The following is an 11963-nucleotide window of genomic DNA, read 5'->3' as shown; positions in this document are numbered from 1 at the left end:
AGGGTCGCCGAATTCAAAGGGGGATTCCCAAAATGATCGGCTACGCGACCATCGGCACCAACGACCTCGAGAAGGCGACCAAGTTCTACGACGCCGTGCTTGCCCCGCTGGGCGGCAAGCGCACGTTCGCCAACGGCGACCGGATGCAGTTCTACGGCAGCAGCGCGACGCCCGGCATGATCGCCGTCAGCAAGCCCTACGACGAACAGCCGGCCACCGCTGGCAATGGCAGCATGTTCGGCCTGCCGGCCGCGTCCAAGGAGCAGGTGGACGAGGCCTACGCTGCGGCCATGGCGGCTGGCGGTGTCTGCGACGGCCCGCCCGGCCAGCGCCTGCCGACCTTCTACGGCGCCTATTTCCGCGACCCGGACGGCAACAAGGTCTGCGTCTTCAAGATGGGCTGACGCCCGGCGTGGCGCCTGCCGCTGCGGCGGCGGGCGCCACGCGCCACACGATGCCGCCCACGTCGTCGGCCACCAGCAGGGCGCCCCGCGCGTCCACGACCACGCCCACCGGCCGCCCCTGGATCTTGTCGTCGTCGTTGAGGAAGCCGGTGAGGAAGGCCTGCGGGGGCATCTGGGGCCGCCCGCCCGCGAAGGGTACGAACACGACGCGGTAGCCGTTCAGCGGCTTGCGGTTCCACGACCCGTGCTGGCCGATGAACGCGCCGCCCTTGTACGCCGCCGGAAACGCGTCGGCCCGGTAGAAGGTCAGGCCCAGCGAGGCGGTGTGCGGCCCAAGGCCGTAGTCCGGCTTCAGCGCCGAGGCCACCAGCGAGGGGTTCTGCGGCTTGACCCGCTCGTCGACGTTTTGTCCCCAGTAGCTGTACGGCCAGCCGTAGAAGCCGCCTTCGCGGACGCTGGTCATATAGTCCGGCGGCAGGTCGTTGCCGATCTCGTCGCGCTCGTTGACCACCGTCCACATCACGCCCGTGGTCGGTTCGAAGTCGATGCCGTTCGGATTGCGCAGGCCGGTGGCGAAGATGCGCGTCTTCGCGGTCCGCAGGTCGTGCTCCCAGATCGCGGCGCGGCCCTGCTCGTTCTCCATCCCGTTCTCGCCGATGTTCGAGTTCGACCCGACGGTGGCGTAGATTTTGGTCCCGTCGGGGCTGGCGACGACGTTCTTGGTCCAATGGTGGTTGATGGGCGGCCCCGGCAGGTCGAACACCTTGGTCCCCGAGCCGGGCACGGCGGTCGCGCCGGGCTGGTAGGGGAAGGCCACCACCCCATCGGAATTGGCCACATAGAGCAGCCCGCCGACGAGGGTCATGCCGAAGGGTTGCTTGAGCCCGCTGGCGAAGTTGGTCTTGGTCTCGGCCACGCCGTCGCCGTCGGCGTCGCGCATCAGGACGATCCGGTTGGCGCTGGGCTTGGCCGAGCCGACCTTCTTCATGAGCATCTTCTGGAAGAAGCCTTTGATCCCCTGGTTCGACTTGCCGGCCTTGCTGGGTTCGGTGGCCGATAGCGCCGCGAGGACATCGCCGTTCGGCAGCACCAGCAGCCAGCGCGGATGGTCCAGGCCTTCGGCGAAACGGGTTACGGTGAACCCCGGCGGCGCCTTGGGCGCAGCGCCGGCGGACCAGCCCACGACGTCGGGCACGCCGATGGTGGGGATCAGGCTCTTGTTCGGCGCCTTCAGCGGGGGGTTGGGGCCGAAACCCACGAAGGGATCGCTGGACCCGCTGGAGCAGCCGGCGGCGGCCAGGAAGGCGAGCAGCGGCAGGGCGCGGACAAGACGGCGTGTGGGCATGGGCTCCTCCGCGGGTGACTTGACCTGAAACGGCCGCGGGGCGCCAGCGTTGCGGCGCGGGGTTGACGCCGGGGCGCCGTTGCGCCGGCCATCGAAACCCGATGCAGTGCGCCCTGAGGAAACCAACGGGACGGGCCATGGACCTGACGCTGACGCCGGAACTGGCGGCCTTCCGCGACGAGGTGCGCGCCTTCCTGGACGCCCACAAGGCCGAGCACGAGGGTGGCGCCCCGAAGGACCCGAAGGGCTGGCAGCGGCTGTTGATCGACAACGGCTATGCGGCGCGGACCATCCCCCGCGCGTACGGCGGCTTCGGCGCCGAGCCGGACGGTCTGAAGGCGCGGATCATCGCCGAGGAATTCATCGCGGCCGGCGCGCCCCGCGGGATGAGCGGGCAGGGGATCTCGATGCTTGTCCCGACCTTGCTCGAGATGGGGACGGAGGAACAGAAGCGGCGCTGGATCCCGCCGACGCTGAGCGGCGAGATCATCTGGTGCCAGGGCTACTCCGAGCCGGGCGCGGGGTCTGATCTCGCCAACCTGCAGACTAAGGCGGTCGAGGACGGTGACGATTTCCTGATAAGTGGTTCGAAAATTTGGACAAGTACGGCGGCTCAGGCGCAGATGATGTTCTGCCTGGTGCGCACGGAGCCCGACAAGCCGAAACACGAGGGCATCTCCTACGTACTCTTCGCGATGGATACGCCAGGGATCGAGGTGCGGCCTCTGAAGACCATGACGGGTCAGGCCGAGTTCAACGAGGTGTTCTTCACCGACGTGCGCGTGCCGCAGGCCAATGTGGTCGGCGGGCGGGGGCGGGGCTGGCAGGTGGCCAACACCACGCTGAAGCACGAGCGGGGGATGCTGGGCGACCCCAACGCCACCGAGGCGCGGCTGAAGTCGCTGATCGAGCTCATGACCACCGAGACGGTCGACGGCCAGCGGATCATCGACAACCCCATCTTCCGCGACCGGCTGATGCAGCTGCAGGCGCGCGTGCTGTCGATGAAGTTCAACGGCCTGCGGACCATGACGGACGACACAGCCGGCCTGGCGCGCCTCGTCGTGAAGCTGCAGGGCTGCGAGCTGAACCATCAGGTGGCGGCGCTCGCCATCGACGCCCTGGGCGAGCTGGGCATCCTTTACCAGGACGGGCCGCACCTGCGGGCCAAGGGCCGATGGCAGTGGAACTACATGTTCGACCTGGGCCTGATCATCGGCGGCGGCACCGCCCAGATCCAGAAGAACATCATCTCGGAGCGCGGGCTGGGCATGCCGCGCGAACCCAAGACCGTGGAGGCCTGAATGCGGTTCGCGCTCTCCGAAGACCAGACGATGCTGCAGGACAGCCTGAACCGGGCGCTCGGCGATCTTTCGCCCCTGGAGCGGGTGCGCCGGTTCGCAGACGAGGGCGAGGCGGCCGCGCCGGACATCTGGGCGGGACTGGCCGAACTGGGACTGCCGGGGCTGACGATCGCCGAGGAGCACGGCGGGCTGGGGCTCGGGATGCTGGAGGCGGCGCTGGCCGCCGAGGCGCTGGGCCGGGTCGTGGCGCCGACTCCCTTCCTGGGCTCTGCGGTGCTGGCGCCGCTGGCGCTGAAGCTGGGCGGGAGCTCTGCGCAACAGGCCCGATGGCTGCCGCAACTGGCGGCCGGCAAGGCGACCGCCGGAGTCGCGATCTCGGAGCCGGTGGCGGGGGCGCGCGACGGCGCGGGCGTGACGGCCTCGGCCGGGCGGCTCAATGGCAAGGCGCTGTTTGCCCTGGACGCCGCCGGCGTCGACCTGCTGGTGGTGGCCGACAGGGCAGGCGGCCTACACCTGGCCCACAGCGCCGAGGCGGCCGAACCCATGCCCGGCATCGACGCCACGCGGCGGCTTACCGAGCTCAATTTCGCGGACACGCCCGCAGAAGCGCTCGCTTCGAACCAGGCGCTCGACCGCCTCCGCGACGCGGCCTGGATCGTCCTGGCCGCCGACACCCTGGGCGCCGCCGAGGCCATGCTCGCGAAGGCCGTGGCCTATGCCAAGGAGCGCAGGCAGTTCGGCCGCACGATCGGCAGCTTCCAGGCCGTGAAACACCTCTGCGCCGAGATGGCGGCGGAACTGGAGCCGGCGCGGGCGCTGGTCTGGTACGCGGCCTACGCCTTCGACCACGCGCCGGACGAGGCGCCGCTGATGGCCGCCCACGCCAAGGCGCATCTGTCGGAAATCGGCCGCTTCATCGCCCGCACCGCGACCGAAGTGCACGGCGGCATCGGCATGACCGACCTGCTGGGCCTGCACTACTGGTTCAAGCGCATCGGGCAGAACCGCCAGCTGCTGGGCGGCCCTGAAAAGGTGCGGGAGATCGCCGCACGGCTTCAGGGGTTGGCGGCCTGAGCTGCGCCGGCGTCAGTGTTTGACGTGCTCGGGCTTACCCTTGCGCTTGGTGTGGGCCATCTTCTCAAGCTCCTTCTCGGACATCGACGTCATCGACTTCGACGCGCCCTGAAGCTTGCTCTTGGGCGTGTCACCCCGCTTGGCCGAAAGCGCGGCGCCGGCGGCCTTTTGCTGGGCGGCGGACTTGGCGGGCATGGTTGTACTCCTTCCAGGCCTGCGCGAGGGTGCGCGGCGGTCTGTTGAACCCGCCGGCGCTTCAAGGGTTCACGGCCAAGGCAGGAGCGCGGGTGGCAGGTTCGACGGTGGAGGATCCGGGAAGACGTCGGGCGTTGCCCAGGCTGCGGGTGCGCCTGCGCGAACTCTACCACGGCAAGTCGCCGGGAGCGGTCCGCTTCCGCCTCTGGATCATTGCGATCGACGTGCTGTTGATCGCCTTCTTCATCGCCTCGCCCTTCTTGCGCGACTATCCCGCCTACCTGGTGGTCGACTACGCCGTAGCGCTGCTCGTCGCGGTGGAGATCGGCGCCCGGGCGCTCGCGGACGCCAGCCTCCGGACCTTCTTCCGGCGCTTCAGCGTCTGGGTGGACCTGTTCGTGCTTCTCACGCTCTTGTTCCCCCTGTGGCTGTTCAACCTGGCCTTCCTGCGGGTGCTGCGGCTCTGGTCGCTGGCCCATAGCGAGCTGTTCTGGACCACGATCGGACGCCGCTACGACGACACGCGGGTGGAGGACGTCACCAAGTCGCTGGCCACCCTTGTGACCTTCGTGTTCGTGACCACCGGGTTCGTGTACGCCGGCTTCGCGCGCACGCACCCCGGCCTGGATGGCTATGTGGACGCGCTGTACTTCACCGTCACGACGCTCACCACCACCGGGTTCGGCGACATCACCCTGCCCGGGACGTGGGGCAAGCTGCTTACCATCGTGATCATGATCAGCGGCATCACCCTGTTCGTCCGGTTCGCCCAGACGCTGATGCGCCCCTACAAGGTGCGCTTCGCCTGCGAGACCTGCGGGCTGATGCGGCACGAGCCCGACGCGGTGCACTGCAAGGCCTGCGGGGCGCTGCTGGCCATTCCGAACGAAGACTAGGACGAAATAGTCCCGCCGCCGGGGGATCGACGTTGACTGACGCCGAGACAGGCGGCCCCGATGGGGGCTGCACAGACACCGTTGGGACGAGGAAACCATGAGCGCCTTCAAGGACAATCTGCTGGCCGGCAAGACGGCCTTCGTGGCGGGCGGCACCAGCGGCATCAATCTGGGGATCGCCAAGCGCTACGCCGAGCTCGGGGCCAAGGTCGCGGTGGCCGGCCGCAACGCCGAGAAGGCCGCCAATGCGGCCGCGGAGATCGGTCGCGGGGCGATCGGCCTGTCGTGCGACGTGCGCGACTACGGCCAGATCCGCGGGGCGCTGGAAGAGGCGGCCGGCCAACTCGGGCCGCTGGACATCGTGGTGTCGGGCGCCGCCGGCAACTTCGTGGCCCCCGCCCTCGGGATGTCGGCCAACGGCTTCAAGACCGTGGTCGACATCGACCTGAACGGCACCTTCAACGTCTTCCGCGCCTGCTACGACCTCCTGAACCGGCCGGGCGCGTCCCTGATCGCCATCACGGCCGGGCAGGCCGTGAACCCCGCGATGATGCAGGCCCATGTTTGCGCGGCGAAGGCGGGCATCAACCAGTTGATCCGCGTGCTGGCCATGGAGTGGGGGCCGGCCGGCGTGCGGGTGAACGGCATCTCGCCCGGCCCCATCGCGGGCACCGAGGGCATGGCGCGGCTCAGCCCGACGCCGGAGAGCGACCGGGCGATCACCGCGCGGATTCCGCTGCGCCGGTTCGGCGAAGTCGGCGAGGTGGCCGAGAGCGCGGTCTTCCTGGTGAGCTCGTCGGCGGCCTATGTGAGCGGGACGATCCTGGACTGCGATGGCGGCTCCCAGCTCGGCGACGCGCGGGACCGCGACATCGGCGGCGGCATGAGCTAGGCCGTCGGGCGCAGCGCGTCGAGGCCGGCCCTCAGGCGCTGCAGCCCCTTATCGAGCGCCTCCGGGTCGCCGCCGAAACCGATCCGGATATGGCCGGGAGCGCCGAAGTATTCCCCGGGCGCCACGAGCACGCCGAACTCGCCGAACAGCCGGCGCGCCAGGGCCCGCGTGTCGTCGGTCCCAACGACCCTCGGAAAGTACATGCAGCCGTGCGCGGGCAGGTCTCCGGACACCAGCCCGCCGCCGACCAGGGCGGCCGCGTGGCGCTCCATCACCGGCCGCGTGGCCGCGAGGGTGCCCTGCCAATGGGCTTCGAACGGGCGCGGGCTCTCCAGCACCAGGGCGGCGACGGCGTGCGAGAGCTTGGAGACGCCGATGTCGCCGTCGGGAGCGCTTGCGCGGATGCGGGCGACCAGGGCGGCATCGCCCGCCAACCAGCCGAACTTGAGCGAGAAGAGGCCGAAGACCTTGGTCAGGCTGGAGACCGTGAGGATGTTGGGCGCCAGTGTTCCAGCCGGCGGCGCCCCGGTGTCCGCGGCGAAGTCGGCATAGACCTCGTCCACCACCAGCACCGCGCCGGCCCTGGCGACCACGGCGGCGATGGCGGCGAGCTCGGCTGGCTCCAGGCGCGCGCCGGTGGGATTGTGCAGATTGGTGATCACCACGGCCCGCGTGCGGGGCGTGAGCCTGGCGGCGAGGTCCTCCAGGTCGATGCGATAGTCGGGCGCCGGACGGGCGACCTCGCCCACCAACAGCCCCGCGGCGCGGGCCTGGTGGGCCAGGACGTCGAACCCCGGCTGCTCGACCAGCACGCGGTCCCCGGGCGCCGCCAGCGCCTTTAGCGCCAGGCCCAGCGCCGAGGTGGCGCCGGTGGTCGTCATGATCCGGTCCGCCGACAGGCCATAGCGGCGCGCGAGCGCCTCGACGGCGAAGCGGTTGCCGTCGGCGAACACGCTCACATAGCGTGACGTCACAGCGGGCGAGAACGCCGCGCGCACCACATCGACCAGGGCCTCGGTCGGCTCGGCGATCGTGCTGTCCCACAGCATGGCCACATCGGCGCCGGACTCGCGGACGCGCACCGCGGCGCGGCCCCAGTCGGCGTAGGACGGCGCGGCGAACAGATCGTCGGGCGCATCTGTCGGCTGTGCGCCGTCCGCGCCTGGCAAGTGGACAGAAGTCAAAGAAGGATCCCTAGCCGCCGCCCTACTTCGGCGAGTGCTCCTAGCTTAGGCGCCCACGCCGGACTTTCTTTGCTATTTCGCCCCTGCGCAGGGCCCATGGCGCTTGGGCTATTCGCGCGGTTCGGTGCGTGCGCATAACTCATGCATGAGCCGTTCCGGGCGCTCTCGCGAGCGGCCCGACGCTCTCCGGCGGGCTTGCACAACGAAAAGAAAATCCGCGCACCCACGGTTAGTCTGCCGCCAGACCCGGGGATGCAGATGACAAGATGGCGTAACGGCGGCCTGGCCGTCCTGGTCTTGGTGACACTGACGGGGGGGCCAGCCTTGGCCCGGACGCCGACGGCGGCCACAGCTGCCGAACTCCGCGCGCCGCGGGTCGCGGTGACGAAACACCGGGGCGTCTTCAACGGACAGGCGCTGCGCTACACGGCGACCGTCACGGAAACGTTCCTGGACGACGCTGCCGGCAAGCCGTCTGCCGCGGCGACGACGATCGCCTACGTCCGGGATGGCGTGAAGGCGCGCGCGAAGCGACCCGTCATGTTCCTGTTCAACGGCGGCCCCGGGGCCTCGTCCTCGCCCCTGCACATGAGCGCGCTGGGCCCGTACAGGCGGACGCCCGGCGCGCCTGGCGACCGGAACGGCGGCGGCTGGGTCGAAAATTCCGCCAGCCCGCTCGATGCCGTCGACCTGGTGTTCATCGACCCCGTCGGCACCGGGTTTTCACGGCCGTTCCCAGGCGCGGACCCCAAGGCGTTCTACAGCACCTCGGGCGACGCTCAGGCGGTGGCGGCCGTGATCCGCGCCTGGCTGAAGGCCAATGGCCGCGAGGCCTCGCCCCGCTATCTGGCGGGCGAGAGCTATGGAACGACCCGCGCGGCGACGATCGTCAGACTTGCCAAGGACCTGCCGTTCGATGGGGTGCTTCTGGTGGCCATGGTGGGCGACACGCCGGGCCGCGAAATGCCGTACGTGGCGAGCCTTCCCACAATGGCGGCGGGCGCCTGGCATCACCGAAAGATCGATCGCGCCGGCCGCACGGTGGACGAGGTCTTCGCCGAGGCCGTGCAGTTCGCGCGCACGGACTACGTCAGCGCCCTGATCCAGGGCGGCGGTCTGCCGGCCGCCGAGCGGCGCCGCATCGCGGAGCGCATGTCGGCCCTCGTGGGCCTGCCTGCCGGCCTGATCGAAGAGAAGAACCTGCGGCTGTCCAAGAACGACTGGATGTTCAACGTCCTCAAGGACCAGGGCCTGCGCACCGGCCTGCTGGACGTGACGGTCACCGCGCCGCTGGAGCCGGGCCAGGACGGGGCCATCGACGATCCGGCCCTGGGCGTCGTCCCCAAGAGGGCGCCGGGCGCGCCGGCCGCTCCGCCGCCCAATCCCGCGGCCATCGGTCCGGTCCCCAGCCCCGTGGTGGGCCGCTACCTGACGGAAGTGCTGAAGTACCCGAGCACGGACACCTACTACGGGGTCAACTTCTCGGTGAACGCCGCCTGGACGCACGAGCGCGGGGCCGCCATCGAGGGGCTGGGCCAGGCGATGCGGGAGAATCCCAGCCTGCGGCTCTTCTGGGCCGCCGGCTACTACGACCTCACCACGCCGGCCTATGCCGGCCGCTACACCCTGGACCAGGCCGGCGTGCCGGCGGGCCAGCTTACCGCGGCCTATTTCGCGGGCCCGCACGGGGTCTACGACGGGGAGGCGAACCTGGCCCGGTTCAGCGCCGCCGTGCGGGCGTTCGTGACCCCTTAGCGGGTGGCGTCGCGGATCAGGGTGCGCACGTCGTCGGCGAACGCGGCCGCGGTGTCGCCCAGATAGAGCATGTGACCCGAGGCGTAGCGGCGGAGCATCATCCGGTCCGCCGGCATCTTGGCCTGTTCGACGGCGTATTCGGCCGGCGCCGCGTGGGTGGTCAGGTCGTAGTAGCCGGAGGCCACCAGCACCCGCAGCTTCTCGTTCCGACGCATGGCCACCGCCAGGTCGGTGGCGAAGCTCTGGCCCGGCGGCACGCCGGTGCGGTTCCAGTTCCAGGACGGCAGCAGATCCTTCCAGACGATGGCGCCGTAGGGCCGGTCCATCTCCACCTTGAGGTCGCCCACGACCATCTGATGGAAGGCCGAAACGAACCCCGGCACGTAGCGGCCCATGGCGGGGTCGTCGCCCACGGGATCGCCGCCGCTGCCGGCGAGAGGCAGGGTGTAACGGCTGTCGTAGGCGCCCACCTGCAGGCCCCGGTCCGCCAGGATCTGACGGCCGAACGCGGCGTCGGAGATCGTCAGGCCGGATCCGAAGGCGGACGCCGGCAGGCCGGTGTAGGCCGAAAGGCGCGCCAGGATCGCCGCGCGCTCGTCGTCGGGCAGCGTGCCGGCCGCGGCCTTTCTGAGGGCCTCCGCATAGTCGTCCCGAGCGAAGGCCACGACCTCCTGGTGGAAGGCCTCGATGTCGCGGCCCTGACGGTCGATCTTGCCGTGGACCCAGGCCGTGTCGGCCAACGCGGGAAGGGCCAGCGCCTGGCGCATCTCCGCGCCCCCAGCCGCGCCCGTGGCGTTGCGCGCGTCCAGCGTCGTCCCCAGCAGGACGACGCCGTTCAGGGTGATGCCGCGCATCACGCCCATGTACAGCGGCCCGCCCATCAGGGCCCGGGGCAGGACGGCGGCGCGCACCGAGCCATAGCTTTCGCCCATGACGAACTTGGGCGCGTTCCAGCGCCGATGCTCGGTCAGCCACAGCTCGATGAACTGGCTGACCGTGTCGGCATCCTCGTCGACGCCCCAGAAGTCGGCGGTCGTTCCCTTGCCGACGACCCGGGACCAGCCCGTGCCCACCGGGTCGATGAACACGAGGTCGACCACATCCAGCAGGCTGTGCGGGTTGTCCGCGACGCCGAACGGGGGGGTGTTGGTGGGGTTCACTTCGCGGTCGAGCACCACCCGACGGGGGCCGACGACGCCCATGTGCAGCCAAAGCGACGACGAGCCGGGCCCGCCGTTGAAGACGAACATCACCGGCCGGTTCGGGTCGGTGGGCCCCTCCTTGAGGTAGGTGAACGAGAAGATCGAGCCGATGGGCTCGGCGGCGCGGTTGTAGAGGTAGGTCTCACCGGCGATGGCCGTGTAGGGGACGCGGACGCCTTTCACGGTGATCGCGCGCTTGGTGACGAAGCGCTTGGGGGCGGGCAGGGGCTCGACCGGGCCGGGCGGCGTCGGCCGGGACATGGGGATGGCGAACGGGCCGGCGTTCGGCGGGGGCGTGGTCGCCGCCGGCGCTTGCGCCTGCGCGGACGAGGCTACGACGGCGGCGATGGCCAGGAGGGCGACGAGCCTCATGCCGGCGGCGCCTTGGGCAGGACGGCCAGCAGCCGATCGACGTCGTTCATGTCGTTGAACACCGAGAGGGACACACGGAAGCGGTTGGCGCTGACCGTCAGGCGCAGGTCGTTCTTCGCCAGCAGCTCGCCCAGCTTGGCCCGGGCGTCCTTGAGGGCGAAGGCGACCAGGGGGGTGCGGCTGTCCTGTGGGGTCATCGGCTGGTAGCCACGGCGGCGCAGTTCGTCCTGGATCGCGTCGATCATGGGTTGGCGCCAAGCCTGGATGTTGGCGACGCCCAGCGTTCGGATGAAGCCCAGGCTGTGCTCGAGCTGGACCACGCCGGTCCAGGACGTCGTGCCCATGGCGAACTTGCCGTTGGCGCCCGGCGCATAGCCGTAGTCGGCGACGGTTTCGCCCGGCGGGTCGAAGGGGAAGACGTGCGTGACGAAGCGCCCGCCCACCTGGTGGTAGCCCCACCAGGGCCTCCGCACCTTCTCCTGCACCTCGCGGCGCACATAGAGGAAGGCCAGGCCGAAGTCCCCCATCAGCCACTTGTAGGAGGAGCAGGCCGCGAAATCGACGCCGGCGGCGCGCAGGTCCAGCGGGGTCGATCCGGCCCCGTGCACGATGTCGGCATAGACGTAGGCCCCGTGCGCGTGGGCCAGGTCGCAGACGGCCTTCAGGTCGTGCTCGAAGCCGTTGGTGGTGGAGACGTGGCTGATGGAGACCAGCCGCGTCCGGTCGTTGATCGCCGCGGCCATGGCGTCCATGTCGATGCGGCCCTCGGGCGTCATGGGCAGGGTGACCACGTCCATGCCGGCCTTGCCCAGTTCGCCGTAGGTGTAGAACGAGCCGAAGAAGTGCAGGGCGTCGGTGACGATCCGGCCGCCGCCTTCGGGCAGGCCCAGGGCCCGCAGGACTAGGTTCTCGCCCATGGTGGTGGACTGGATGACGGTCAGCTCATCCGGCGCCGCGCCGACCAGGGCCCCGAAGCCCTCCACGACCGCCTTCTCCTTGGCGTCCATGCTGTAGCCGGGCCAGTCGCCGTCGCGGGTCTTGTAGCGGAGGTACTCCTCCAGCGCCGCCTTGGCGCCCAGCGGCATCGGGTGGGTCGAGCCGCTGTCCAGATAGACGAACGGCATCCGGGCGAAGGCCGATCGGGCGGGCAGGGCGCCCGCGCCGCCCGCGGGCGCAGGCGCCGCCTGGGCCAGGCCGGGGGCAGCCGCCACGGCGGCCACCAGCGCTCTTCGGGTGAACTTCATCGGACGTCCTGCCTCCCGAGGATGCTAGCGCCCGGCCGCCGAATTGTTCTTTCGTACTTGCCGGCGCGATCGGCGGCGCTTGGATGATTTATCCAA

General features: G+C 70.2%; 11 protein-coding genes. 6 read left to right on the top strand and 5 right to left on the bottom strand.

What is annotated here, in order from left to right; genetic code table 11:
• The first annotated feature begins 32 nt into the window (after positions 1-32).
• Positions 33-404 carry a VOC family protein gene (locus A2790_RS01195; RefSeq protein ID WP_293386883.1) on the top strand — a complete coding sequence of 124 codons (372 nt, stop codon included), beginning with the start codon at positions 33-35 and terminating at the stop codon, positions 402-404.
• Here the strand turns inward: A2790_RS01195 and A2790_RS01190 are convergent.
• Positions 391-1749, bottom strand: coding sequence for a sorbosone dehydrogenase family protein (locus tag A2790_RS01190; RefSeq protein ID WP_293386882.1), 1359 nt, complete (start codon positions 1747-1749; stop codon positions 391-393). The genes A2790_RS01195 and A2790_RS01190 overlap by 14 nt on opposite strands.
• Before the next feature lie 137 nt (positions 1750-1886).
• Here A2790_RS01190 and A2790_RS01185 point away from each other — a divergent pair, with 137 nt between their 5' ends.
• Positions 1887-3053, top strand: coding sequence for an acyl-CoA dehydrogenase family protein (locus A2790_RS01185; RefSeq protein WP_293386881.1), 1167 nt, complete (start codon positions 1887-1889; stop codon positions 3051-3053).
• Entirely contained in the window at positions 3054-4127 is a 1074-nt protein-coding gene (locus tag A2790_RS01180; RefSeq protein WP_293386880.1) for an acyl-CoA dehydrogenase family protein, read from the top strand. It abuts the gene before it with no gap.
• A 12-nt stretch (positions 4128-4139) separates the two neighbouring features.
• On the opposite strand, the gene A2790_RS01175 is transcribed toward A2790_RS01180, so the two are convergent.
• A complete protein-coding gene (locus tag A2790_RS01175; RefSeq protein WP_293386879.1) occupies positions 4140-4322 on the bottom strand; it encodes a DUF3008 family protein in 183 nt (60 codons plus the stop codon).
• A gap of 92 nt (positions 4323-4414) precedes the next feature.
• Between A2790_RS01175 and A2790_RS01170 the strand changes: the two genes are divergently transcribed.
• Both A2790_RS01170 and A2790_RS01165 read left to right on the top strand, forming a co-directional pair.
• The gene (locus A2790_RS01170; protein WP_293386878.1) at positions 4415-5218 is read left to right on the top strand and encodes a potassium channel family protein; all 804 of its coding nucleotides are present in this window, start codon (positions 4415-4417) and stop codon (positions 5216-5218) included.
• Positions 5219-5315: 97 nt separating this feature from the next.
• On the top strand, positions 5316-6110 hold the full coding sequence (locus A2790_RS01165; RefSeq protein WP_293386877.1) for an SDR family oxidoreductase: 795 nt from the start codon (positions 5316-5318) through the stop codon (positions 6108-6110).
• On the opposite strand, the gene A2790_RS01160 is transcribed toward A2790_RS01165, so the two are convergent.
• Complete coding sequence (locus A2790_RS01160; protein WP_293386876.1) at positions 6107-7294, bottom strand: pyridoxal phosphate-dependent aminotransferase; 1188 nt, start codon at positions 7292-7294, stop codon at positions 6107-6109. The genes A2790_RS01165 and A2790_RS01160 overlap by 4 nt on opposite strands.
• 252 nt (positions 7295-7546) lie before the next feature.
• Between A2790_RS01160 and A2790_RS01155 the strand changes: the two genes are divergently transcribed.
• Positions 7547-9049, top strand: a complete 1503-nt coding sequence (locus A2790_RS01155) for a peptidase S10 (protein WP_293386875.1) — start codon at positions 7547-7549, stop codon at positions 9047-9049.
• Here A2790_RS01155 and A2790_RS01150 read toward each other — a convergent pair.
• Entirely contained in the window at positions 9046-10623 is a 1578-nt protein-coding gene (locus A2790_RS01150) for a peptidase S10 (RefSeq protein ID WP_293386874.1), read from the bottom strand. The two genes, A2790_RS01155 and A2790_RS01150, sit on opposite strands and share 4 nt — an antisense overlap.
• The gene (locus A2790_RS01145) at positions 10620-11867 is read right to left on the bottom strand and encodes an aminotransferase class V-fold PLP-dependent enzyme (RefSeq protein ID WP_293386873.1); all 1248 of its coding nucleotides are present in this window, start codon (positions 11865-11867) and stop codon (positions 10620-10622) included. The genes A2790_RS01150 and A2790_RS01145 overlap by 4 nt, the downstream gene beginning before the upstream one ends.
• Between the last annotated feature and the right edge of the window lie 96 nt (positions 11868-11963).

Origin of the sequence: Phenylobacterium sp. RIFCSPHIGHO2_01_FULL_69_31 (genome assembly GCF_001824475.1) — a bacterium.
In the GTDB taxonomy this organism is placed as follows: domain Bacteria; phylum Pseudomonadota; class Alphaproteobacteria; order Caulobacterales; family Caulobacteraceae; genus Phenylobacterium.
Note: the sequence above shows the minus strand (reverse complement) of the source record. Positions and strands in the feature narration are given on the sequence as shown.